The sequence below is a fragment of the Nostoc sp. genome (assembly GCF_036917535.1).
GTDB lineage: Bacteria > Cyanobacteriota > Cyanobacteriia > Cyanobacteriales > Nostocaceae > Nostoc.
On sequence record NZ_JBALDA010000019.1, the window covers coordinates 50847 to 74473 of the forward strand.

The 23627-nt window shown below is 39.4% G+C and carries 21 protein-coding genes and 1 pseudogene; 7 read left to right on the forward strand and 15 right to left on the reverse strand.

Going from position 1 to position 23627, the window contains the following annotated elements; genetic code table 11:
* Positions 1-313: 313 nt before the first annotated feature.
* Positions 314-1825 (forward strand): hypothetical protein, encoded by a 1512-nt coding sequence (locus V7K56_RS07350; RefSeq protein WP_334909021.1) that lies wholly within the window; start codon positions 314-316, stop codon positions 1823-1825.
* Between the two features lie 144 nt (positions 1826-1969).
* Here V7K56_RS07350 and V7K56_RS07355 read toward each other — a convergent pair whose 3' ends face one another.
* Positions 1970-2428, reverse strand: coding sequence for a GNAT family N-acetyltransferase (locus V7K56_RS07355; protein WP_334909023.1), 459 nt, complete (start codon positions 2426-2428; stop codon positions 1970-1972).
* Positions 2429-2554: 126 nt separating this feature from the next.
* Between V7K56_RS07355 and V7K56_RS07360 the strand changes: the two genes are divergently transcribed.
* Together V7K56_RS07360 and V7K56_RS07365 are read left to right on the forward strand one after the other, a co-directional pair.
* Positions 2555-4042 (forward strand): CIA30 family protein, encoded by a 1488-nt coding sequence (locus tag V7K56_RS07360; protein WP_334909025.1) that lies wholly within the window; start codon positions 2555-2557, stop codon positions 4040-4042.
* 79 nt (positions 4043-4121) lie between these two features.
* A complete protein-coding gene (locus tag V7K56_RS07365; RefSeq protein WP_334909027.1) occupies positions 4122-4469 on the forward strand; it encodes a hypothetical protein in 348 nt (115 codons plus the stop codon).
* Between the two features lie 4 nt (positions 4470-4473).
* Here V7K56_RS07365 and V7K56_RS07370 read toward each other — a convergent pair whose 3' ends face one another.
* From V7K56_RS07370 to V7K56_RS07385, 4 genes are read right to left on the reverse strand one after another with little or no spacing between them, the layout of a single operon-like run.
* Positions 4474-5976 carry a GH3 family domain-containing protein gene (locus V7K56_RS07370; RefSeq protein WP_334909029.1) on the reverse strand — a complete coding sequence of 501 codons (1503 nt, stop codon included), beginning with the start codon at positions 5974-5976 and terminating at the stop codon, positions 4474-4476.
* On the reverse strand, positions 5976-6584 hold the full coding sequence (locus tag V7K56_RS07375; RefSeq protein ID WP_334909031.1) for a DapH/DapD/GlmU-related protein: 609 nt from the start codon (positions 6582-6584) through the stop codon (positions 5976-5978). Before V7K56_RS07375 ends, V7K56_RS07370 begins: the two co-directional genes overlap by 1 nt.
* Entirely contained in the window at positions 6581-7333 is a 753-nt protein-coding gene (locus V7K56_RS07380; RefSeq protein WP_334909033.1) for a sterol desaturase family protein, read from the reverse strand. The genes V7K56_RS07375 and V7K56_RS07380 overlap by 4 nt, the downstream gene beginning before the upstream one ends.
* 41 nt (positions 7334-7374) lie before the next feature.
* Positions 7375-8397 (reverse strand): aromatic ring-hydroxylating dioxygenase subunit alpha, encoded by a 1023-nt coding sequence (locus V7K56_RS07385; RefSeq protein ID WP_334909035.1) that lies wholly within the window; start codon positions 8395-8397, stop codon positions 7375-7377.
* A 186-nt stretch (positions 8398-8583) separates the two neighbouring features.
* Between V7K56_RS07385 and V7K56_RS07390 the strand changes: the two genes are divergently transcribed.
* Entirely contained in the window at positions 8584-9579 is a 996-nt protein-coding gene (locus V7K56_RS07390; protein WP_334909037.1) for a hypothetical protein, read from the forward strand.
* 44 nt (positions 9580-9623) lie between these two features.
* Here V7K56_RS07390 and V7K56_RS07395 read toward each other — a convergent pair whose 3' ends face one another.
* The 9 genes and pseudogenes from V7K56_RS07395 to V7K56_RS07435 form a co-directional block, all read right to left on the reverse strand.
* The gene (locus tag V7K56_RS07395) at positions 9624-9908 is read right to left on the reverse strand and encodes a 2Fe-2S iron-sulfur cluster-binding protein (protein ID WP_334909039.1); all 285 of its coding nucleotides are present in this window, start codon (positions 9906-9908) and stop codon (positions 9624-9626) included.
* Positions 9909-9926: 18 nt separating this feature from the next.
* Positions 9927-11132, reverse strand: a complete 1206-nt coding sequence (locus V7K56_RS07400; RefSeq protein ID WP_334909041.1) for a P-aminobenzoate N-oxygenase AurF — start codon at positions 11130-11132, stop codon at positions 9927-9929.
* A 39-nt stretch (positions 11133-11171) separates the two neighbouring features.
* Positions 11172-12077 carry a ferritin-like domain-containing protein gene (locus tag V7K56_RS07405; RefSeq protein WP_334909043.1) on the reverse strand — a complete coding sequence of 302 codons (906 nt, stop codon included), beginning with the start codon at positions 12075-12077 and terminating at the stop codon, positions 11172-11174.
* Positions 12061-13146 carry an aromatic ring-hydroxylating dioxygenase subunit alpha gene (locus V7K56_RS07410; RefSeq protein ID WP_334909045.1) on the reverse strand — a complete coding sequence of 362 codons (1086 nt, stop codon included), beginning with the start codon at positions 13144-13146 and terminating at the stop codon, positions 12061-12063. Before V7K56_RS07410 ends, V7K56_RS07405 begins: the two co-directional genes overlap by 17 nt.
* A gap of 5 nt (positions 13147-13151) precedes the next feature.
* Entirely contained in the window at positions 13152-13892 is a 741-nt protein-coding gene (locus tag V7K56_RS07415; protein WP_334909047.1) for a hypothetical protein, read from the reverse strand.
* Positions 13893-14150: 258 nt separating this feature from the next.
* The gene (locus V7K56_RS07420) at positions 14151-15155 is read right to left on the reverse strand and encodes an aromatic ring-hydroxylating dioxygenase subunit alpha (RefSeq protein WP_334909049.1); all 1005 of its coding nucleotides are present in this window, start codon (positions 15153-15155) and stop codon (positions 14151-14153) included.
* An 80-nt stretch (positions 15156-15235) separates the two neighbouring features.
* Complete coding sequence (locus V7K56_RS07425) at positions 15236-15574, reverse strand: type II toxin-antitoxin system PemK/MazF family toxin (protein ID WP_334909051.1); 339 nt, start codon at positions 15572-15574, stop codon at positions 15236-15238.
* Positions 15574-15810, reverse strand: coding sequence for a ChpI protein (locus V7K56_RS07430; protein WP_334909053.1), 237 nt, complete (start codon positions 15808-15810; stop codon positions 15574-15576). Before V7K56_RS07430 ends, V7K56_RS07425 begins: the two co-directional genes overlap by 1 nt.
* Before the next feature lie 63 nt (positions 15811-15873).
* Positions 15874-16047: pseudogene (locus V7K56_RS07435) on the reverse strand (IS630 family transposase); the annotation flags it as partial.
* An 863-nt stretch (positions 16048-16910) separates the two neighbouring features.
* On the opposite strand from V7K56_RS07435, the gene V7K56_RS07445 reads away from it, so the two are divergent.
* Together V7K56_RS07445 and V7K56_RS07450 are read left to right on the forward strand one after the other, a co-directional pair.
* The gene (locus V7K56_RS07445) at positions 16911-18056 is read left to right on the forward strand and encodes a hypothetical protein (RefSeq protein ID WP_334909152.1); all 1146 of its coding nucleotides are present in this window, start codon (positions 16911-16913) and stop codon (positions 18054-18056) included.
* A 401-nt stretch (positions 18057-18457) separates the two neighbouring features.
* Positions 18458-20362 (forward strand): adenylate/guanylate cyclase domain-containing protein, encoded by a 1905-nt coding sequence (locus V7K56_RS07450; RefSeq protein WP_334909055.1) that lies wholly within the window; start codon positions 18458-18460, stop codon positions 20360-20362.
* 87 nt (positions 20363-20449) lie between these two features.
* Here V7K56_RS07450 and V7K56_RS07455 read toward each other — a convergent pair whose 3' ends face one another.
* A complete protein-coding gene (locus tag V7K56_RS07455) occupies positions 20450-21625 on the reverse strand; it encodes a homospermidine biosynthesis protein (protein ID WP_334909057.1) in 1176 nt (391 codons plus the stop codon).
* A gap of 440 nt (positions 21626-22065) precedes the next feature.
* Here V7K56_RS07455 and V7K56_RS07460 point away from each other — a divergent pair, with 440 nt between their 5' ends.
* The gene (locus V7K56_RS07460; RefSeq protein ID WP_334909059.1) at positions 22066-23622 is read left to right on the forward strand and encodes an NAD(P)H-hydrate dehydratase; all 1557 of its coding nucleotides are present in this window, start codon (positions 22066-22068) and stop codon (positions 23620-23622) included.
* Positions 23623-23627: the final 5 nt, after the last annotated feature.

The window sequence follows — 23627 nt, forward strand, 5'->3', positions numbered from 1 at the left end:
GTGTAAGAAGTAGAACGACGTTAACGATTAAAGGTTTATATTAAGCGGCTCTAGCCCTATTTTGAAGGCTTTAGCCTTCAAAATAGAGAAAAATATATTTTTTACATTACTTAACATACTTTAATTTATTCCTGCCTACTTACTTAAATATTTTTGGGACTTCAGCTAATTTTTAATAAAATGAAAAGTCAGTGTTGACGCGATCGCAGAAACTTTAAACTTTAAGTTCATATCCTAAAATTGCCTTGCTCTTTACCCTGTTAGGATATTAATCAGTGTAGAATATTCGCTTAATTTTTGATTATAAAGGTTGATGATTAATATTACTAAATTAAATAAAATTGACTTTCTAGTTTTGATTGCAATTGTGGCTATTGGTCTTATACATTTGCCTTTTCCATTTGACGGAGATCAAGCATTTTTTAGGCTGGGTGCTTTGGAGATGCAACAAGGAAAGGTACTCTATCGTGATTTTTGGGATGTAAAGCAACCGGGGATTTTTTGCTTTTACTTTTTAGCGGGAACTTTCTTTGGTTTTAATGAGATTGGCATCCATCTCTTTGAACTTATTTATATGGTGTTTCTGTCTATAGTATTGTTGCTGAGTCTAAAAAGCTATTTTCGGCATCCGATAATCGCAAGTCTAGTACCTTTGTTAACGGTTGGCGTTTACTATACTGTTTCACAGCCTTGGCATCTTACTCAAGTTGAAGCACTGGTTGGTTTTCCTTTATTCATTTGTCTTTGGCTAACTTCTCAATCTTTTCAATATGAAGGAAAACAAAGATTTTTTCTACTTTTACTGTCAGGTTTTATTGGTGGAATTGTCCTAATTTTTAAATTAATACTTTTGCTAATATTAATTTCATTTTGGCTAACTATTTTTATATATTCTGTACTAATCAAACGACAGCAAATTCCAAAAGCTTTTTTAGAAATATTTATTCCAATTTTTCTAGGGATTACATTTCCTATTTTGTTTATTGTTAGCTATTTTGCCTGGTTTAATAGTTTACCAATTTTGTATGAAACATTTTTTTTATATCCACCTCGAATTGTTGCTAATTCCCAATTTGATCCAAATGGGCTTTTTGTAGGAATAAAATGGTTCTTAAATAATTTTTATCCTCTACTTTTAGTCGCTACTGTTGCAGTGGATGTATCACTGCGTAAGTCTAAGAATATATTGACTTTGCTACTTGTGATTTGGTGTATTTTTGCTTGGGGTGTCATTGTTCTACAACGTGGAGCATTTTGGGAATACCATTATTTACTATTTTTTGTACCTTTAGGTATTTTAGCAACTAAAGGATTAGATGTTTTATGGGAGTCTTTAAAAAAATTGAGTTCCCCATTTACTACAATCCTGCTGATATTTTTGTTTTTCCTGCCTTTATCAAACACTCTTATGAAAAAGAGTATTGTTCTGGTTAATAATAACTTTGCTTTAACTGAAGATACAAGATTTAAATATCAAACTATTTTTAGAGACAAATATCCATCTCTTCGTTCAGAGGCTGAATTTATCTCCCAACCAGGAAGTCTTCCTGGTAAGATTTATGTAGCTGGCGATCCATCTATTTACTACTTCTCCAATCGGACTCAGGCAACATCAATACGTGGTTGGGCACTTGAATATTTTCTGCCTGAGCAATGGACCAAACTTCTAGAAGAGTTAGATTCATCTAAGCCTCCTTATATCTTTATTGATTATATTCAGCAGCCTACTATCAACAAAAATTTCCCAAGAATGCGAGAATTTATTGAGGGAAGATACCGTATTTTACGTCAAAATGATAATGGGATTTGGTATATTCTTTTGTAGACAAACCACTACAGGAGTTCTGAATCATTCATGAGAAACAAGATCCCTGATAACTTTTACGAAGTCGGGGATTTGCGGGTTGCAATTCTCTTAAAACTAGATAAATGAACTGTTTGTGTTGCTATAACCCTTACCAAAAGAGGGTTATTCATACTTCATAAATAATATAAAAGCTTTTGTTAACCTCTTTCGTAATTGAGATAGTCCAAACTTGGACTTGAGGGATGGTGGTAAGTCTTTAAAATTAACGGATACAAAACCTCTTTTAATGTAAAAATTTACCAATTGATGTTTTAAGCATTTTAAATAAAGCGGTTGACTAGCTTGAGTAATTAAATGCTGCACTAAAACAGTCCCTAAACCACGGTTTCGCCAAGCTGGTGCAACAAATAAACTACCTAGCTCTTGTGCTAAGTGAAAGTTTCGGAGCTGCCCGAAAGCCACTAAATGCCCATCAGATTCAATGACCCAAAATTGCTGCCATCTTAGTTGACTAGGGTCTAGCTTTGCTCTAAACACAAAAAATACTATTAACCACATATCAAAAGGCTTGGCTTTACGAAGAACATACTCAGGTGGCAACGAAAAATTACACTGTATCATCTATCCAGCCATAATTTAGACAATCCCAATTTACCTTGACTGGTTGAATTTTTTTGATCAAAACAGGGTGTGGACTGTAGGGGAAAGACAAAATGGTAAGCTGAAGAAAGTTATGAGGACGCAAATATGACTGACAAAAATCGTTCTCAATGGGACTTAGGCAGGTTTATCGAAACCCTGACTTACTTTGAGGTAATTCCTTTCCTCAACTGGGTACAGCAGTTAATCCAAGGTCGTCCTAAGGATAGTCAATATAGACCCAATGGAGGAAGAAACGTGGGTGTAATATTAGTAGCAGGTGCAACAGGTGGTGTTGGTAAACGAGTCGTGCAGCGATCGCTCCAACGAGGTTATAAAGTTCGCGCCCTAGTTCGAGATATTGACAAAGCGCGGTCAATTCTTGGTAATGATATAGATTTAGTAGTTGCGGATATCACGCAACCAGAAACTTTAATTCCTTTAGTCCTGTCTGATATCCAAGCTGTAATTTGTTGCACAGCAGTACGCGTACAACCAGTTGAGGGAGACACAGCAGATAGAGCTAAATACTATCAAGGTGTTAAATTTTACCAACCAGAAATTGTTGGTGATACTCCCGAAAATGTAGAATATCAAGGAGTCAAAAACTTAGTCAAAGCGGCAGCAAAATATCTACCCCAAGCGAAGGAAAAACTAATATTTGATTTCACTAAGCCATCAGCAGAATTAAAGGATAACTGGGGAGCGTTGGATGATGTCGTCATGGGTGGCGTGAGTGCCAGTAATATCCAATTAGTAGAAAATACAGCTTTATTTGCGGGTAATGTCTCCACTGCTAACTCTGGCGGATTTGCTTCTATCAGAACTAAAAATTTTGATCCACCCTTCAACTTATCTAGTTACGAAGGTGTAGAATTGCGTGTCAAAGGTGACGGTCAGCGTTATAAAATATTTCTACGGACAGATACACAATGGGATGGTATTGGCTATAGCTATTCTTTCGATACCGTAGCTAATACCTGGATAGATATTCACATTCCCTTTGCAGATTTAATTCCCGTATTTCGGGCAAAACTTGTCAAAGATGCACCGCCACTTGAAGAAAGTAAAATTTGCTCATTCCAACTGATGTTAAGCAAATTTGAACATGATGGCGCTTTAAATCCGAAATTTTCCCCAGGTGGTTTTGCTTTGCAGTTGGAATCAATTAAAGCTTATGGAGGGACAAGTTTACCACAATTTATCCTCGTCAGTTCAGCAGGTGTCACTCGTCCCGGCCGCCCTGGCATTAATTTAGATGAAGAACCGCCAGCAGTGAAATTAAATGACCAATTGGGAGGAATTTTAACTTGGAAGTTGAAGGGAGAAGATAGTTTAAGAGAAAGCGGAATTCCTTATACGATTATTAGACCTTGTGCTTTAACTGAAGACATAGGTGGTAAGGAATTAATATTTGAGCAAGGTGACAATATTAGAGGTAAAATCAGCCGTGAGGATGTGGCAGAACTGTGTGTGCAAGCGCTAAAACTAGGAACAGCATCTAACGTCACATTTGAGGTTAAACAGGGAGAAAATACTGTTAAATATATCGATTGGCAGAGTTTATTTTCTAACTTACAACCGGATAAGAGATGAAATATTCACAGATTTTTAGACTGTAACTATCCTAATCAAGTTTGGTTAGATAGACTGTTCTAACAAGTCAGCTATTAATATGAAAAAAATCAAGGTGCTAGTAATCGCCGGGATTTTAGTAACAATTATCTGGGGCAGTTTTTTTTCCAAAACTGCCTCATCACAGCAAGTAGAGTCCCGCATCAATAACTTAGAAGCGGACTTAAATCGTGTTGAGTCGCGGTTAAATCAGCTAGAGTCTCAGCTAGGTAGAACCCGTCAGTCTCCATCCTCAAGAACAAGACTTACCCCACGACAGTCAACTGGTTCCAGAAGGAACTTAGCACAGCAAGATCCAATGTTCAATCGGCTTGCAACTTTGGTAATTGAAGTGAAGCAACAAGTTAATAAATTAGAGGAGCGAGTTGCTAAATTAGAATCACGCTAAATATTTAATCAAATTTTAATTTTTGGAGAAGTTCAGTGCTAATGGGTGATTTAGCCAAAATTGGATGCTTAATACCTCCCCAAATACTTCCAGTATGGATACGATGGGAAACTAATATTTCAGGAATTTTACTAGAGATTAAAACCTGTGGTGGCGTGAGTTGACCGATGGTTCGCGCTCTCTTGTAATGATATGATTCTGATAAAGCCAGATCCAGTTGTTTAGCAATGATTTCTGGGGTTTCTTTTGCCGAATCTAGTAATAGAATATAGTGTGGAGGATCGGCAATCGGCATCAAACTTTTAAAATTAGTTTCTTGCAAGTTCAAGAGAGTCAAAGCATTCTTGACAAAGATTTCTTGCAACTTTTCGCCTACCAAATCGCTAATAGTTTGATGTCGTCCGAGAAATTCTAAACAGGGAGTGCGGCGATAGTAATGAGTTACCCGGATGCGATCGCCAATTCGATAACGATACAAACCTCCTTTCTGCGATAAAATAATCGTGTATTCCTTGCCAATGCTGAGTTGATGTAAACCATACAGGAAACCAGTCTCATCCTCGAACTCGAAAAATACTTCATTTAAAATCGGCACATATCCCCCAGCAACAATCAACGGAATTGTCATTGGTGCTTCCGTTGCTAGTAGTCCTTTACCTTGAATCAATACACCTGGAAATTGTGAACGCAATCCCTGAGCTTGATCTGCTGCATTGGCACTATCCCAGCAAGAAATCAGTTTCAAATTTGGCCAAAGTTGCATCCAGGGAATATTACTTTCACTGAGGAGTTGCAACCGATGATCTGAAATCTGATTGTGTAATTCTGCTCGCAAGAAATTATGATTTTCTTGAATATATTTTAAATGTACTTGCAGAAAACTAGGACTCCAAATAGAAATAATTTCTAGTTTTTCAGCCTGTAATAATGTCAATGCCAGTTGATGTTTAAACAAATTCGCATCATGTAGCAGATTCAGTTTATTTGGCATCACTAACCAAGGACGTAAAAACCAACGCAACCAGCCATCTAAATAATCTAAATCGTTCTGTAAAGCTTGGCTATCCACTACATTTAATTGCGGCGAGATACATGCATAAATCTTCCCTGTGCTAAATTTCGGGCCGTATACAATCAAATCATGCGCCCATACACAGAACATCTGATTAAACGATCGCCGCAAAGATTGAGTATAAGGAATCCATTTTACCGCCCCACTACTACCAGAGGTTTTTTCATAGAACAAAATAGGTTCAGGTGTAAGGGAAATTTGCTGCTGTTTGTGATTTAAGTAGGGTTCGAGTGCATCATAATCTACGATTGGTACACGCTGCCAATCGTCTATAGAATTAATCCCCAAAGTTTTACCATACTCGCTCTTGATTAGGCGATCGCAAATCTCCCTTTTTACAGATGTCTGCATTAACTCTGGGTTATCCAAAGCTTGATGAAATCGCCTCGCCGTTGGTGCGAGGATTTGCCCAAAAAGCTGAATAATCGGACGCATTATTGTACCTTTTGATTAGGATAAAGGTTACTGGCTGCTGGTAAATAAGAACCATCGCCAATAACTACACCAGGAGCAAGATGAGATCCGGCTCCCACAAATACATTGCTGCCAATCTTGACTTTTTTGACATACAACATTAAATTTTGCTTGCGGGGTTTAATGATATGGGAATAGATACCGACACCATGCCCAACAACAACGCGATCGCCAATTTCTAACAAACTGCGATCGGCAATTTCTAAACCTGGTGTCCAGTAAACATCTCGCCCTACTTTAGCACCCCACAATCGCAACCAACAGGAAAACACCCCCGGAATCAACCGCAGCACTGCTTCCAAGGCGGGAATGGTAATATAAATTACCTGGATTTGATGACTACCCCACCAGGGACTATATTCTTTACCTTGTAAATAACTAATACCCTCCTGCACGGGATAAACCCATTCATGCAAGCGGTAAACTAGCACTGGTAGCCCATAAATAGAAAGGAACACCGCCAGAATGCTGAAGATGTTAGGTGAATAGGCAAGGTAGACTATTGCTGCTCCAGTTAGCAATAATATAAAGATGGGAAAAAACGAAATAATTTTACTTATAACTGTCATGAAAATGGGAAGAAAAGTTTTTGGAACAAGTTTAATGAGCTAGGAATTCCGATTATATATGGCAATTTTTTGTTTTGATAATATGTTCCATGTAAATTATCCCAAATTTTCAGATTAGCCCCATAGTTATAATTATGGACTTCACGGCAATGATGCCAAGCATGATCCTGTGGTAAGATTAACCAAGGAGATAAAAATTGATAAAGCCAGCTACTTTCAGGAATTATCAAGTTGCTGTGTCGCCATAAATCTAAGGCAGAAGTTAGACTTACTCCAAATAAATAACCTGTTGGATCGGCTAACAGATACAAAAATAAAGTGTGTATCCATAAATAAACAATTAGTAAACTTGTCCAAAGTGTGTTACGAGAAGTTCCTAATACATCCATCTGAGTAACAGTATGATGGACTTGATGAACTTTCCACAAGAATTTAGTATGTAATAAACGATGATTCCAATAATATAAATAATCAATCATAACAAAACTGATAATAAAAGCCGGAAATAATGATACTTTTAAATATCCTTGTTGACTGGGTAATAAATATTGATAAAACCAATAAACTAAAGTAGCTTGTAGTAAGGGAATTAAAATCCCTTGAATCGTTAATCCTATACCATCTAGCAACCAATCTTCACGACTTTTAACTTGAAGCTGAGTTCGTCCAACCTGATTGGTAATAGTCCAACTAAGTAATCCGATAAAAGAACCAAAAATTAGTAGTTGTGCAAAGTTTTGTATTCCCACTCTGATTACTCACACTGATATTGATTAATTAAGAATTATTCTTAAACCCAAAATGTAACTTTTACCGATTGATTTGGCAATAAACGCGGATCTTCTCCACGAGATATAGCTGCTATAATTGACTCTACAAATATATGAATTGTGTCCGCAGGCGTATTATAAAATTGTGTCCCGTATTTAGCGATCGCTTCTCCCTGAATACCTAAAATTTCCACGTCTTGGCGGATAATGTGTTGAGCAGTCCACCGCACAAAAGGACGTGCTAATTTATTCCAGATACCGTAGTTATAAGTGACATCCGTGTAAACCAGAGTTGAATTATCAGTTTCTGGAATAGATTGACTGGTAATGAACAAATGGCGATTGTGTGCCATTTTATATTCCACAGAGGTAATATTTGGCATATAAAAGCGATCGCTATGTTTAATCTCTGCACCCTGCAAATTCAGAAAACGGCTGTACCATCCCAAATTACTGTTTTCGTTACGATACTCCACCAAAACCGAACCATTCCACCGTTCTACAGTCATCTCTAGCTTTTGTTGGCGGGAGGTACGGAAAACACCAGGATGAACAAAAGCCGTATGGGGAATATCAATAAAGTTTTCCGCACAATTAGTAACATTGTTAGCAAAATGGTTAATTACCCGCACTGTCTCCCATCTTGTTTCTCCGTAGTGAGGCATAGAAAAGGGTTCAAGATCAACACTTGGGGTATCGGCTAACCGCACATAAACATAGCCATCTTGTTCTTTGGTAGCGTAACACTTGGCTCGACGCTGTGGGGAAGGTTTGAAGTCATCTCCTTCGGCTGGAACAGCAATAACGTTCCCAGCACCGTCATATACCCAACCATGATAGGGACATTGTAAAGCACCGTTACAAACTTTACCTGTAGACAGACGGCTATTGCGGTGTAAACAGCGATCGCGCAAAGCTACGGGTTGTCCATCTTCACCGCGAAATATCGCTAACCATTCTCCTAATACGGTGCGTGGTAATACCTTATTAGGTTGTAACTGTTCGCTGAGTGCGACAATGTACCAGAAATCTGCAAATTGCATGGTGGGTGGGAGCGATCGTATTTAGATTATGGCAATGTCTTGAGTAGAACTGCATTGCTGTATCTATCGGATTCCAAAAGAGCTAATTCTGAAAAACATGAATAATGCGAATTTTAATTGATACAAATGCTATTCTTGATTTTTTACAAGCGCGTTTGAATCGTTCTCTATTGAATTTAAGCACGTATGGATGTTGCGGAAGCCAAAGCCCTACTGAGAGATGCTAATGAAGATGAACCAGTTTTTCTTCCTTCAAGTATCTTGGATAAAATAACATTGGTTGATATCCCTAATGAGGTAGCGATTGAGGTTGGCTTACTCAAGGATGGCATAATCCATCATGATTGGAGTGGCAGGTTGTTTAAAGACCAAGACCAGATTAAGGGTGAAGCAGATTACACTTGGACACGAAAGTATTGGTACTCTGCGATTGGATTAGAACACTATCTAGACTTAGTGCGCCGTGCTGTTGAGGTGCGTAATAGAGTACATGGTGATGTGAACATAACACACTATGACGATGATGGTGCTTATATACAAATGACATTTGTTGTAAGCACAGGACAAAATAATCTTGCTAAAGCGTACCAGTATGTAAAATTACTCTGTCAAGAGCTAGAAGAAACAGCCGAAAACGCTGCTGATGAAGCAAGTAAGCGACTTTCTGAAATTGCGAGTCGGTTATCTGGACGGGGTAGCCAAAATCTAGACACACTTGTAGATGCAGTTGAGAAAGCTTCTTCTAATGATGAGCGCGGTAGATCTCTAGAAGAGGTTGTTAGTAGATTGTTTGAGACCATACCAGGCTTTACCGTCAAGGATCGGATCAGGACAGCAACCGAAGAAATAGATATTACTGTGCTTAACGATAGCAATGACCCTCGCTTTAAACGAGAATCGGCTATTTTACTTGCTGAGTGCAAAAATTGGAGTGATAAATGTGGAAAGAACGAGTTTGTTCTGTTCAAAGAAAAAATTGACAACCGAAGCAATCGATGTTCTTTAGGCTTCTTAATTTCATGGAATGGCTTTAAAGACACTGTTACCAAAGAGATGTTACGTGGAAGTCGAGAGCATACACTTGTAGTACCTATAACTGGAAAAGATATTCGTGCTGCCATCCGTAACAACAACTTTGCTGATGTATTAACATCATGTTGGGAAAAAGCAATCACCACATAAGCTCTCTAAAAGTAACCGCTATATAGTTGTTTTTAAATCACCATCTAAATCTTACGAAGTTGAATATTACCTGTAACATCAACCTGACAAGCTAACCGCATATTAGTATGATTATGTGCTAAAGTCTCCAGCATTTCCTGTTCTTCAGGTTGAGGAGGAGGAATATCACCAATCACCTCAACCAAACAAGTGCCACAAATACCAGTCCGACAACCAAACAAAACAGGTGAATTCTGAACCATGAGATGTTCAGACAAACTTTGATGACATTCCAAAGTGATTGGAACAAAATTACTTTCCGGAAACGATATCTTACAGAAGTCAGTCATAATACACAACAATCTTACCTAAACAATACTCTTACATTCCTCTCTACGACTCTGCGTTTCTGCGTAAGTTAAAAACAAATCATCTCGCTGTTCAAAACCTTGAAAAGCCATTTTTTGAGTTGCTAAATATCGAGAAATTGAATTAGTAGCCATCAGTGACATATTCCGATTACGTTGCCAAAGATAATCGAGTTTTTCAACATACACTTGATAAGATTTCATCGCCTCGTGATGAGTTGAAAAACTGCGCTGTAATCCTTCCGACTCCTCAGTAAAACAACAGCGCATCATTTCTTTAGCATCCCTGTCACTCATCTCAAAAATGGGCGATCGCAACACCCGATAAATCTTGCTATACAGCGCCGGATCGTACCAAAAAATCCCATTAATAGCAGCCGAAAAATGAAAGTGATCTCTCTGACATCCCAGCAATCCTAAATTAGCCACCAGTCGCTCAAATGCAGTTGGTGGCTTCAGACAAGTGATAACATCGTGAGATATAATTGTCGAACTGTTGAAGTGAAAACTTTCATCCAGAAAGTGATAATATGAAACTTTAGCCGGAATGGGAGCAGCTTCAGGATGCGGATGTTTTTGATAATAATTGCTGAGTTTGTGCTGTACTAACTTGCCATTTAATGTCCGCACTCCCCGGATCGTGAAATACTGACAAGCTAAAAAAGTATTATTCGCAGAAATCAGCCCAAAGTATTGAAGTTGAATTTTTTTCCACCAAGTTTTTAGGGCATTGGTGTCAGCATAAACCATCGTTTCTGTAAAGGGGCCGCGCATGGGGTAGGTAAAGATCAGTTCCCCAAACAACGCTTGTTCAACCTGTTTAGCAATTGTGCGGAAGGCGTTAATGTGCGATCGCTCTTGGTAGGATTCCAAATCTAATGTATCGCAGATTAAGCGAAAATCTTCTTGAGCGTAAAGTCCGGCTGCACTGGTTTGATTGAAAAAGATAGTGGCAATTTCAGCAGAAACAATTTGTGAGTAGTAAGCTACCCAGTAAAGTTGGTTCAAAATTATACGCTGATGTTGGCTGGACTGTTCCCATAATGGTGTACCATATAGTAGGGAAAATTCCTCTAGGTTCCAATACTCGTTTTGACAATCTTCATAGCGAAAATTGCTAACTGCTTCATCCATTAAAGCAGTATGATCTTGCTGTTTATTGCGGGTGTGGTTAATTTGTAATTTGCGATGAATAGTTTTTTCCATATCCGTTTTTATTTGACGCAGAGATAAGATTGATATTTATTACACACATTGATGGGCGGGGAGTGGTTGAAAAGCTCCGCGTTCTTCTAAATTTTGCAGGATAGACTGGGCTGATTTTCCTCCCATGAGCGATCGCAATATTTGTAATCGTGTTCCACTGTGAGTCTCTGTATTCAACTCTTCTAAAATTTGGATTTTTTGCGATCGGGTCAGATGTCCTTTCACTTGTTCCACTGCTGCTAATACGCTTTGCGGCCCCAGCTGTACCATAAACAAAAACTGTGCCAATACATCAAGAATTGTTGTTTGACTGAATGCTGAAACTGGAATTTGATTAAACAAGGTGGTTCCTGTGGCGTGATGACGGGATTCAGATTGTAAAAAACTGGAAAAAAGTTCTGCTAAAACTGGATAGCGGCATTCCTTCGCTAAACGCCGATAATGACTTAAACCCCATCCTTCTAAAACGACTTGCAGCACAAACAACAAAACTGTTTTATCTGCACTTTCAACCACTTCTGATAATAAGCGCAAAAACGGATCGTCCGTGCTAGTTACTTGCATTTCTGGTAAAAAATGACTAATTTGGTGAAGGTGGGTAGCTTCATCAGCCGTAAACAATCCATAAAGCATTCGTTCTTCAATTGTTTCTGCTAACAGTACCATTTTTGCCATGTAGCCAACGCCTGCTTTCTCAATGAAATATGATTCTTCTAACAAACTGCGGTTGGCAAGTTCCAGAATAGCAGATTGTTCATTAATATTAGATTGTTGAAAAATTTTCACTTGATGTAAGTTGAAAAATTCAGCATCCCAATAATTTAATTGCGGGTAAGGAGCATAATTATTCTGATTGGGTAATGCTGCTGTTAATATCCGTTGCAAACGGTCATGAGAATCGGTGTGTGGTAGATCCAAACCGACAATATTATATTTTAAATCCATTTTTTTCTTGTTCAATTAAAGTCAACTCAGAGTTAGGTGTTGATGGTATTTGACTATTTGAGTAATTAACAGTTTCCCACTTTTCCCAAGTTAAGGCTTTTTGGTGATTAACGTGCTGAATAAATTGCAAAATTGATTTATCTGCTTTAGTAGGAGTCTGCAAATTAAATTGAATAGTTTGGAATACCTGGGTATCCCCCTTTGCAAAATAATTACCAACCTGCTGGGTTAACCATAGCAAACCACGATTTACTACCCATCCTAAAAATCCAGGACGTTTAGGAGTCACTAAAATTGTTTGTCCCTCGGTTTTTCCTCCTTCTATCATTCGCAGCGCAAATATAATGTAGAAGTGTAGAAAATCCGGCCCTAGTGTCACAGTGCCAGTGCTGCCATACCAATAACACATACTATAAGTAACTTCTTTGCGGTATAGAGGACGAATCAGGCGGATTAACCAGGAATCATCACCTCCGCGTGTAGTGTTGCTGAAGGTAATAGCGTTGGGGTTGAGGTCTTGGGAATCAAATACAATCTCTAAGGGCAGATTGTGTACTGTATTAAAGTGATGAGCATCAATCGCATTAATTAGTAGGACATTGGGATGGCAGTTTTTAACAAACCGAGTCCCTAATATATAATCACAGTCTGCCTGTTCTAGTTCTAGTACAAAAGGCAGCGAACTTGGCTTTTCTTCTCCCACCCAAACCCAAATCATGCCGTACTTTTCCGCCGTGTGCCAAGTTTTAATACACACAGGTAGCGGTTTTTCAAGAGAAGGAATATCTACACAAATTCCGCGCTCATTGTATTTCCAATTATGAAAAAAACAGCGAATATTATCACCTTCTACGTTACCTTCTGCTAAATGTGCGCCCATGTGTGGACAATAAGCATCTATAGCTACTACTTGACCACTAACTCCCCGATAAATTGCCAGATTTCTACCTAGCAACGTTATAGCTTTTACCTGGCCAATTTTTAATTTGTTTGATGGTAATGTCCAATACCATCCCTCTATAAATTGTGTTGGATTGTTAAAGTTTAAGTATAAGTTGGTAGATGGCATAAAAATTAAATGAGAACACAATCTTGCACAAATTTTAACGATGATTCTGACTCCCACATCCGTTGTCCAGCACGGGTGAGATTGTCATAACTGATCTCAGTTAAACAAACCAATTCATCTCCTTGTCGATAGCCGGGGTTTTTTTGCTCGAAAAACTGGATATGGGGATTAGTCTGTCTTCCTGATGGAATTTCAATCAACCCTTCCCGTAAAATTTGGGGATGCAGAAACCGGACAATACCAGTTGCTTCTTGGTATAAGCTACCATAGTATTCCCGTGCCAAATTCCCCATTAGATTCTTAAAATCGGCAGGTGTTGTGACATCATAACGGGGGTAGAAATCTTGCCAAAAGGTAGGGAGAAAACGATAAGTGCGAAAACCAGAGCAAATTAGCAGCCAGTAAAGTTTATTTTCTGCATGTAGTTGACGTAGAAAATTGATAGCGGCAATCCAACTACGTGGTAGTGTTGTACTCGACCAAGCACTAGGATCAACAATAGTGTCGCCGGAATATACCACACTAATTTTTTCTCCTAAAAAAGTCTTTTGACATAACATCAAAGTTGAAAATCCTTTGAGTGCATTAGATGTTTCATCTCTCAACAACAAAACCCAGTTTTTACGCTCTAGATCAACTTGAAATCTATCCCAGGTTATACCTTTAAAGTAATTTTGCAGCAGCGCATACATGGCGGTGCGATCGCTTAGTTGCAAATTTTGAACAGGAATCAGCAAACTCTTCATTATTCGGAAATTACCTAAAATCAATTTGTAATATAGTTTTAATTATTACTGTATCGACAAATTTGGTAAATTTACGGTATAATGTGACAGATTCCAAAATGGTTATTTACACTACAATTCTGTATTCATATCTTGCACCTTCTCAATAGGAGTTGGTGGGCATTGCCCACTCTAAAAAATAATTCAGATGTAGGTTAGGTTGAAAAACAAAACATTACCAAAGCTTTTGTTAGGTTACGCTGTCGCTAATCTAACCTATTATTTTACACCTCTATTTTTTGACCATCGAGATGGTTTTAGCTGATTTACATACTCCATATATTGAGCTAATGGTCGATCAATACTAAGGAGCAACTTCGGATTAAAGCGAATATTGTCGTAAATCTTGCCATCTTCATCTTTGAGCATATAGTAAGCCAAGCGAGTACAGAATAGCAAAAACCGACTCAGCAGATATCCCACAATACCTTGACGTTTTTCAGTTACATAAATCGGTTGAATTCTCGTTCTTCCAGGTGCAATTGGAGTATAAGCATATATCATATAGAGTGGGGGAAAAAGCTTAACATTTTTCATCATTGTTAACAAACCAATGCAACCATGAGCATAACGCATTGAATACTGATATGTAGAACCAAGAAATCTTTGACCTAACTTTTCTCTCCAAGTAGTTTGAGGGAATTGTCCCCGCATTGTAAAGTCTATTTGTGTGCCTAATTCGCTACGATGTAGCGACAGATCCATTTTGATGTCTAAATGATGAATTGTTTTTAAATGTTGAGCATCAATTCCATTCATCATACAAATATGATGATGGCAACTTCTGACAAATGCACTATCAGCTTTTACAACAATTTCTTTACCTTTCAATTCATCAAAATCAGCCACTCCCTCTGGTGCTTTAGCATCTGGATAAATCCAGATAAATCCATACTTTTCCTCTGTTGCATAAGCTTGTAATTTAGCTTGAGTAGGAATTTCTGATTGACAGGGAATATTTCGACAAAGCCCTGTTTCATCAAATGCCCAATGATGAAATGTACAACGAATCCAATTACCATCAACCTTCCCAATTCCTAAATCTGTCCCTAAATGAGGGCAGTAAGCATCCAAAGCCCGTATTTGCCCATCTTCACCTCTAAAAATGGCAATTTTCTGACTGCACACTTCTACAGATTTTGCTATTTTTTTAGATATTTTATGACTAGGACAGGCAATATACCAACCCTTAGCAATTATATTCCAATTGTTAAATATTTGCATAATTGTTTGACAGATAATTATTTAATATTTCTTGTCGTTGGCGAATATCATCTTGTTATCTTGCTGGCATAACTCAAGACCTATAGTGCAAGCACTAAACGAAGACCTTCATCAACAAGCACCATTACACGATCGCTTACTTGGCTTACCTGCTCCATCAAAAACGACTTGTCCATAGTAATCACTTGGGAAACATTCACAACTGAGTCTTGGGGTAAACCAGTTTCATCTGTTGTCACCAAAATGTTGCCTGGAGCTTCAGCCAGCCGCAGATTAGTTGTGAGTACAGCAGCAATTACAGTCCGAATTCGGCTACGATTAAACTCATCTGACTGAATGATCAGAACTGGTCTACGATATCCTGGTTCGGAAGCAACAGGCATTGGCAGGTCTGACCACCAAATTTCACCTCGCTGCATCACCAATTTTCCTCAGATATAGTATGCGCTTGTAGCTTTACAAACAATGGATCAAGACTGCTATCTTCATCAGCATATACAGCATCTAACTGTTGAGTAATTTCATCCTGTTTATGCGATCGCAAGTATTCTTTAAGTGCCACAGCATAAAGCTGACTACGGGATAATCCCATGCGTTTTGCAAATTCCTCAGCAGCCTCAAAGAGAGGATCGGGGATGGAAATCGCTGTTTTCATAGATTGGTATAACTTGAGTTATACCCTTATCATACAAGATCGGCGATCGCACTAGTCAAGGTCTAATAAATAACGTAAATAATCAATTGTATTGTTTGAATTACCAGCATTATAAGGTTTAAGAAGTAACTTGCCATCGAGATAATCAACTGCTCCGTAGTATGTCTGTTTATCGCGTTTGTTAACAACTTTGATTGCTATTTTTTGGTCAGTTTTACCCCAAACATAACCAGTTATACCAATTCAAAATTCAAAATTCAAAATTCAAAATTAAGAAAGGCAGACAGAACAAAGGTTTGAGAGTATGTATCTGTCGTATTCTTTTTTCAAATTGGTATTACATCTCCCCATAACAAATGACACTCATCTATTAGTAATACTCTCAGCCTTCGGGCTTCTATGTCCTCTGTGTTGTTTGCCAGCAATGTTTCAATCGCAAGACCTTGCACCCCTACTGCGTGGTCTATTTACTTGAAAATAGCTGTAAACGTCCCACCATTCCTATATCGTTGGTCCAGTTTTTGGTAGCGATCACTTGTGACACTTGCGTAAGTCCTGGCTTTCACGAAGTGGTACGACAGGCTCAGTACATCGCTGGCGGATAGCGTAGTGTTAGCGATTCCGCGATAGCGCAGCGGTAGCGAGTATTCGAGCGTCGCGTCTGAACAAGAGGGTTTTAAACCCTCACTTCATTCGCATAACGTCTCTGAAAGAGAAGATTTAGTGGTTTTCAATCAATGGCGGGTCTGTAGCAAGATCCCGCAGGATATCCCTCACTGATTGTTCTTAGGACTTACGCACACTCTACGATTCTTGGCGTTCTTGGAAGTCTTGGCGGTTCGATAAATTAAGCTTTTTGGCGATTTTTGCGTAAGTCCTAGTTCTGACCGGAGGCGGAGCTTCTCCGGCTCCGCTCCTGAATTCTGAATACTTCTTCAACCAGAATTTGTATAAGGAACAAACAATTAATACATCTGCGTCTTGTCTTTATATCTCTCTGACAACATAGATACTAAACTAATTCCAACTAATAAAGTTCTGGAATTATATACTTTTTTGTCTATTTGTGGCTGGATACTATTTTTTTGTTTTATCTTACTATGAAAATTATGCTGAAAAACTACTTTAACACCAATCAAGCGCGAATTTTCACTGCTTTGATTTTGACTGGTATTTTGTCTGTTGCTAGCGGCTTAACACTTATCAAAGGTGCAACGGGCGCTTCTGCAAATTTATCTTTAGAAACAAGCAATGAAGTTCTTAAAGACAATATTAAACCAAACCGCTTGCCACGTCCAGTAGCTAAGGCAGTACTGCGAGATTTAGCCCGCAGGCAGGGGATTTTTACAAGACAACTGCAAATTATTGACTACAATCAACAGACTTGGCGTAATGCTTGCTTGGAACTGCCTCAAGCTAATGAATTCTGCACCCAAGCGTTAGTTCCTGGTTGGCGGATTGTGGTATCTAATGGCAAAGAAAAGTGGATTTATCATACCAATAACAATGGCCGATCGCTACGTTTAGCTTCGGCAAACAATCCCTCAGAAAATCTGCCAAATCAATTACCTACATCTGTAAAAAATGCAGTTTTACAAACCGCATCTAGACGTTTGCAACAGCCAATTTCTCAGTTAACCATTATTGAGGCTCAACAGCAAACCTGGAGAGATAGCTGTTTAGAATTAGCTAATGCTGATGAATTCTGTACTCAAGCTTTGGTATCAGGCTGGCGGGTTGTTGTCGGTGCAGTTGAGCAAACGTTGGTTTATCATACCAATCAAACAGGTTCTGCACTCAGGCTGAATCAAAAGGCTAACGAAACTACACTGGGGCCTGTGCAAATTCCAGCTAGTGAGTTACCACCACCGTTAGATCGAGATATAGTATTTCGCCAAATCTCCAGTGGGGGTTTTGCTGGCAGAACCTATGAGACTGTTTTACTCAAAGATGGGAGACTGATTCGCGTGCGGATTGGTGATGCTAATGATTCTGAACGTAGTGTTCGCCGTGTTTCAGTGCAACAGGTACAACAATTTGTGCGATCGCTAAAACGTTCTCAGTTTAGTAAATTTCGGAATTTGAGTTACCCAGCTCCCAGTGGTGCTGCTGATTATATCACCCATACCCTCACCAGCCAAGAAGGTACAGTTCAGTACAACGATATTTCTCAAAATAATCTGCCAAAGAATTTACAGACAGCAGTCAAAGCCTGGAATCAAATTGTAGCCAGCGCACAATCATAAACTTCATTAATGGAATTGAAGCATAAGAGAGTGGCAAGAACTTAGTACTGCAAGGCAAAATTCAAAAGTTTTATGGAATAAGCTCTTTAGAGCTTTTCAATGGTCTGTTTATTTACGCCGTGCTGTACTAGCTACAGACTCGCCACTCTCTTATAAAGTGACAGGTTTCAAATTTCCCAGATCCTGGCGATCGCACTATCTTGAAAAATCAACTTTCAAGATAGCGAAACTAATGAAAGGTGTTTACAGCAATATGTTAGTTGGAATATTAATCTAACTTACCGTTTTGTAAAATACCACATAGGATTAAAATTAAAAATATTATTTTAAAGCAAAAATTAGGGCAGCAAGCCAAGAAAGCGAATCTGCTATCAAGTACTTTAATCTCATACAGAAATTACATGGAACAAGTAATTACTTCAATGGCGGATGCTTTGTTAGTAACCAGTAATTCCGGAAAAATTAAGAAAGTAAATCGTGCTGCTCAAAAATTATTTGGTTTTGAGGAAAAAGAATTAATAAATCAACCAATATCACTAATACTTGATGAGGATCAAATTTTAATTAAAGCTATTTATCAAAATTGTTACTTAAAGCGTAATTACCAGAACATAGAAGTAGTTTGTCGAACCAAAAATAGAGAAAAACTGTTGATTGCTTTTTCTTGCTCAGTGATTCCAAAAAAAACAGAAGGGCTAGAAGATATTGTCTACATTGGTCGGGATATTACTGCTTGGCAACGCCGGGAACAGCGTACAAGTGCCCAGTATTCTATTACTCGCATATTATCAGAATCACAGAGCATAAAACAGGGAATTCCACAAATTTTGCAGTCAATTTGTCAAAACTTGGGATGGGATTTAGGCGAACTTTGGACACCAAGCCAATATATTGGCACTTCGGTAAAAGGAGATAGCCTCAATGCAGTACTAAGGTGTGTGGAAATTTGGTCAAGTCGATTAGTTTCTGTCCGAGAGTTTAAAGCAATCACTTGGCAAGCTACTTATATACCCGGTGTTGGCTTACCTGGGCGAATTTGGATCAGACGTTTGCCTTTGTGGATTAAAGATATCACAGTAGATGGAGATAAAATGCGATCGCAACCTGCTGTTGAGGCTGGATTGCACGCAGCTTTTGGCTTCCCCATTTTAGACGATAGCGAAATCTTAGGAGTGATGGTTTTCTTTAGCCGGGATTTACTACCAAAAGATAAAGACTTATTGCAGATGATGGGTTCTATTGGTAGCCAAATTGCCCAATTTATCAAACGCAAACAGGCAGAAGATGCTCTTGTAGAAAGTGAAGAACGATATCGAGATTTATTTGAAAATGCTAATGATTTGATTCAATCCGTCAATCCATCTGGTCGTTTTTTGTACGTCAATCGTGCATGGCGAGAAACTTTGGGATATAGCGAAGCTGAAATTGTGAATATGAGTATTTTCGATATTATACATCCAGAGTTTAAACAAAGCAGTTTGCAAAGATTTTATCGCGTGCTATCAGGAGAAAAGTTTGGGCAAATAACAACTATATTTGTTACTAAAGACGGTCAAACAATCTTTCTAGAAGGTAATATTAATTGTAAATTTGTTGAAGGTCATCCAGTTGCAATTCGCGGCATTTTTCGCAATGTAACCCAACGAGTAGCAGCAGAAGAAGCACTTCGCTATCAGCAGAAAGAAACCGAACGTTTATTGCTAAATATTTTGCCAGTCACAATTTCTAGAGAGGTGAAAGAACAACCAGATAGCATTGCCGAAGACTTTGCTGATGTCACAGTTTTATTTGCAGATATCGTTGGCTTGTCCGAAATTGCTACTTCTATGAGTGCAATTCAACTGCTGAACCTACTCAACTCAATTTTCTCAGTTTTTGATCGCCTCACCGAACGATATAGTTTAGAGCGAATCAGAACCATTAACGATGCTTATGTGGTGGTTGGTGGCTTACCTACACACCGCCAAGCTCGTGCTGAAGCGATCGCTTTGATGGCACTGGATATGCAAACTGCGATCACTCTATTTAATACTGAGAATAACCAAAATTTCAGCATCCGTATCGGCATCCATAGCGGTTCAGTAATGGGGGGAGTCATCGATCTCAATAAGTTTACTTATGAATGTAAAGACACAGTAAATATCGCTAACTGTATGGAATCCCAAGGTATTGCTGGTAAAATCCAGGTTACAGAAAATACTTATAAGTGCTTGTGTGATCAATTTGTATTTGAAAAACGAGGCGAAATTGAAGTTAAAGGCAAAGGGAAGATGACAACTTATTTGTTAATTGGACGGAAGAGATGAGGGCATTAGGAAAGAGGAGGCAGGAGGCAGAAGTTCTTTAATTTTGAATTTTGAATTTTGAATTGATTTCTCCTCCTGCCTATTCCCTTAGTGAGTATTCGGAATCAGCCGACCACAGGGATAAGTCGCTGTTTGCTGTGAAGCACTTTCAGCAACTGCTGCTGGAATCTGATCCAATGGTCGGGTTTTGGCTGCGAGATAGTCTTTTTGCAGTTTCTCTAAAATGGCTTCTCGCCTGTCATACACACGCTTCAGGGGACGAGGCTGGCATTTGTTTAACACATACGCACTCACCAGTGGTAGAGCGATCGTGCTATCGGTATAACAAACGATTGTGTTAGGTAACTCATCTGGGTCAATTTTACCCCAACTGACAGCTTCCGATGGGGTTGCTCCAGATAAACCGCCTGTATCTGGACGTGCATCGGTAAACTGCACAAAGTAATCGTGTCCTCGTTCTTCCAACCCCAAGACTTCGTGAAGTTGCGGTTGAGTTTGTAGCAAAAAGTTTTTAGGACTACCGCCACCAAGAATTACAGCCGCACTTTTACCTCCAGATTCACGGGCATTATATGCGATCGCTGCTGTCTCATTCACGTCAATTGATGGATCTATTACCAACTGCGAACCTTCTAATGCTAAAGCCGCCACGTTCATCCCAATTGAGCTATCTCCTGGAGAAGACGTATAAATCGGTACGCCATATTCATAAGCTGTAGCTAGCAAGCAGGAATGCTGCACACCCAATTGCTTTTCTACTTCTCGGACATATTTACCTAGTAAATGGTGAAATTCAGCCGTTCCCATCCGCTTTTGAAACGCTTCTCCTTGGAGAATCTTGCGGATGAACGCATCAGTTTCTAGCAGTACATCGTAACCAAAGATAATGTCATAAATGCGGATCGTGCCTTCTTGACGAAGTTTCACATCATCCAAAAACGGATTACCAGCAAAGAGTTCAAAACCCAAACCATAGTGCATATCGTGGTAAAGATTTGCACCAGTGCTAATCATCCAGTCAATAAAGCCGTTGCGAATTAAGGGTGCAAGCGCTGAAACCCCAAATCCTGCTGGCGTCATCGCACCAGAAAGGCTAACTCCCACTGTGACACCTTCTGTTAATACATCGCGACTCAGTAGTTGGCAGATTTCCCGCAACCGCGCTGAGTTGTAAGCAGTGAAGTATTGATCGATCAAATCCACTACATTGATATCATTTGATATTGGTGTAGGGGCAATTTTTTGACCCAGCTGTTTAGACATTTTGGCACTCCCGAACAGTAAACACGCCGAATCTAATGGTATCTAGCTTTCAGTCAAAGTGATAGCAATACTTTTTTGCCGCTAATTTGAAAAAGCAAGTGAGGCGTAGGAGAAGAAACCTTTTTCATCCCTTTTGGGATTTTCCGTTATATCAATTCAATTAATGATTGCAACACATCCTTGGGTAAAGACGCGATGAATCGCCTCTCTACAAATAGTCTATTTGTCGCATTTTTTGAAAATTGGTATGACCTCACGGTGACAGCAGTGTTATCAAACTGCTGTCACCAATTTGCTCCCTTTGTTTGAGGAGTAGGGACTAGACGCACTCGGCATTCTTGAAAACGTGGAAATTGATTTGTAACTTTTTTGGGTGGAATATGAGTCAATTTTGCTAAACTTTCAGTTAGCCTGAACTTATAACTCACCACTCAGGACTAATGCAAGATAGGCAAGAACAATTTTCGCAAGTGGTAGTGACTGCTGGGCAGATGCGCGATATTGAAAAGCGGATCTTTGCAGCGGGAATGCCTGTAGTTGCTTTGATGGAAAAGGTGGCGGGATTAATTGCTCGTCGCATTTTAGAGATTCTTTCAAACACCGCTTTGTTAAGGGGATCTCGTGTGGGAATTCTTGTCGGCCCTGGTCATAATGGTGGCGATGCTTTAGTCGTAGCCCGTGAATTACACTTTTGCGGGTATGAGGTTTGGATTTATTCTCCTTTTTCTAAACTTAAGGAATTAACTTCGCAGCACTTGCAGTATGCCGAGAGTTTGGGCATTCCAATTTATCAAACAATTGAGCAACTGCCAGATTCTGATTTGTTGATTGATGGCTTGTTTGGATTTGGTTTAGAAAGAAACCTGACCGATCCCATCGCCTCTGCAATTAATCAGCTAAATGAATTGTCTGTACCGATTTATAGTATCGATTTACCTTCAGGTTTACACACCGACACAGGCGAAGTATTGGGAACTGCCATTCGCGCCACTCACACATTTTGCTTAGGTTTATGGAAACTCGCTTTCTTCCAAGATCAAGCGCTGGAATATCTTGGTAAAGCTGAGTTAATCGATTTTGATATTCCTTTAGCTGATGTAGAAGCCGTTCTCAAAGATGCACCTAAAATTAAACTTATTACACGAGCAAAGGCACTTGCTACTTTACCTTTACCCCGTCCAGCAGTTACTCACAAATATAAGGAAGGACATTTACTGCTGATTTGCGGTTCGCGGCGCTATGCAGGTGGAGCAATTTTAACTGTTTTGGGTGCTAGGGCTAGTGGTATCGGGATGCTTTCGATTGCCGTACCCGAATCCCTGAAATCCCTTTTGGTGTCACACTTGCCAGAAGCGCTAATTGTTGGTTGCCCAGAGACGGAAAGTGGAGCCATCGCCCACCTACAACTACCAGAAAACACCGATCTGAGTTCCTTTAATGCGATCGCCTGTGGTCCCGGTTTAACACGAGATGCTACTCCCATTGTGCAACAAGTCATAGAAAGCGATCGCCCTTTGCTTCTCGATGCCGATGGTTTAAATATCTTGGCACAAATGGGAGCGATCGCCACGCTAAAAAAACGCCAAGCAGTAACCGTACTCACACCCCACACTGGCGAATTTGAGCGATTGTTTCCTGATGTCCCCGATGCCAAACATGACAGAGTGAAAGCAGTACAAGAAGCTGCCGCCCAAAGTGAGGTAGTAGTATTGTTAAAAGGGGCAAGAACTGCGATCGCAAACCCTGAAGGTGCTGTTTGGATTGTTCCTGAAAGCACACCCGCCTTAGCGCGTGGCGGTAGCGGCGATGTGTTAACTGGGCTACTGGGTGGATTGTTGGCGCAAGCAGCAATTAAACAGATTCCCGTAGAAGATATTGTGGCAACTGCTGCATGGTGGCATTCGCAAGCGGGTATTTTAGCAGCCCAGGAGAGTACCGAATTGGGTGTAGATGCGTTTACATTGACACAATATTTGAGAAAAGTTCTAAGTAATTAAACGGC

Coding starts and splice junctions, on each gene's coding strand:
- V7K56_RS07375 (WP_334909031.1), bottom strand. CDS start 6,584: ATGACAGTTATAAGTAAAATTATTTCGTTTTTTCCCATCTTTATATTA.
- V7K56_RS07390 (WP_334909037.1), top strand. CDS start 8,584: ATGGATGTTGCGGAAGCCAAAGCCCTACTGAGAGATGCTAATGAAGAT.
- V7K56_RS07360 (WP_334909025.1), top strand. CDS start 2,555: ATGACTGACAAAAATCGTTCTCAATGGGACTTAGGCAGGTTTATCGAA.
- V7K56_RS07410 (WP_334909045.1), bottom strand. CDS start 13,146: ATGCCATCTACCAACTTATACTTAAACTTTAACAATCCAACACAATTT.
- V7K56_RS07365 (WP_334909027.1), top strand. CDS start 4,122: ATGAAAAAAATCAAGGTGCTAGTAATCGCCGGGATTTTAGTAACAATT.
- V7K56_RS07385 (WP_334909035.1), bottom strand. CDS start 8,397: ATGCAATTTGCAGATTTCTGGTACATTGTCGCACTCAGCGAACAGTTA.
- V7K56_RS07455 (WP_334909057.1), bottom strand. CDS start 21,625: ATGTCTAAACAGCTGGGTCAAAAAATTGCCCCTACACCAATATCAAAT.
- V7K56_RS07355 (WP_334909023.1), bottom strand. CDS start 2,428: ATGATACAGTGTAATTTTTCGTTGCCACCTGAGTATGTTCTTCGTAAA.
- V7K56_RS07445 (WP_334909152.1), top strand. CDS start 16,911: ATGAAAATTATGCTGAAAAACTACTTTAACACCAATCAAGCGCGAATT.
- V7K56_RS07425 (WP_334909051.1), bottom strand. CDS start 15,574: ATGCAGCGAGGTGAAATTTGGTGGTCAGACCTGCCAATGCCTGTTGCT.
- V7K56_RS07400 (WP_334909041.1), bottom strand. CDS start 11,132: ATGGAAAAAACTATTCATCGCAAATTACAAATTAACCACACCCGCAAT.
- V7K56_RS07420 (WP_334909049.1), bottom strand. CDS start 15,155: ATGCAAATATTTAACAATTGGAATATAATTGCTAAGGGTTGGTATATT.
- V7K56_RS07405 (WP_334909043.1), bottom strand. CDS start 12,077: ATGGATTTAAAATATAATATTGTCGGTTTGGATCTACCACACACCGAT.
- V7K56_RS07450 (WP_334909055.1), top strand. CDS start 18,458: ATGGAACAAGTAATTACTTCAATGGCGGATGCTTTGTTAGTAACCAGT.
- V7K56_RS07350 (WP_334909021.1), top strand. CDS start 314: ATGATTAATATTACTAAATTAAATAAAATTGACTTTCTAGTTTTGATT.
- V7K56_RS07415 (WP_334909047.1), bottom strand. CDS start 13,892: ATGAAGAGTTTGCTGATTCCTGTTCAAAATTTGCAACTAAGCGATCGC.
- V7K56_RS07460 (WP_334909059.1), top strand. CDS start 22,066: ATGCAAGATAGGCAAGAACAATTTTCGCAAGTGGTAGTGACTGCTGGG.
- V7K56_RS07395 (WP_334909039.1), bottom strand. CDS start 9,908: ATGACTGACTTCTGTAAGATATCGTTTCCGGAAAGTAATTTTGTTCCA.
- V7K56_RS07430 (WP_334909053.1), bottom strand. CDS start 15,810: ATGAAAACAGCGATTTCCATCCCCGATCCTCTCTTTGAGGCTGCTGAG.
- V7K56_RS07370 (WP_334909029.1), bottom strand. CDS start 5,976: ATGCGTCCGATTATTCAGCTTTTTGGGCAAATCCTCGCACCAACGGCG.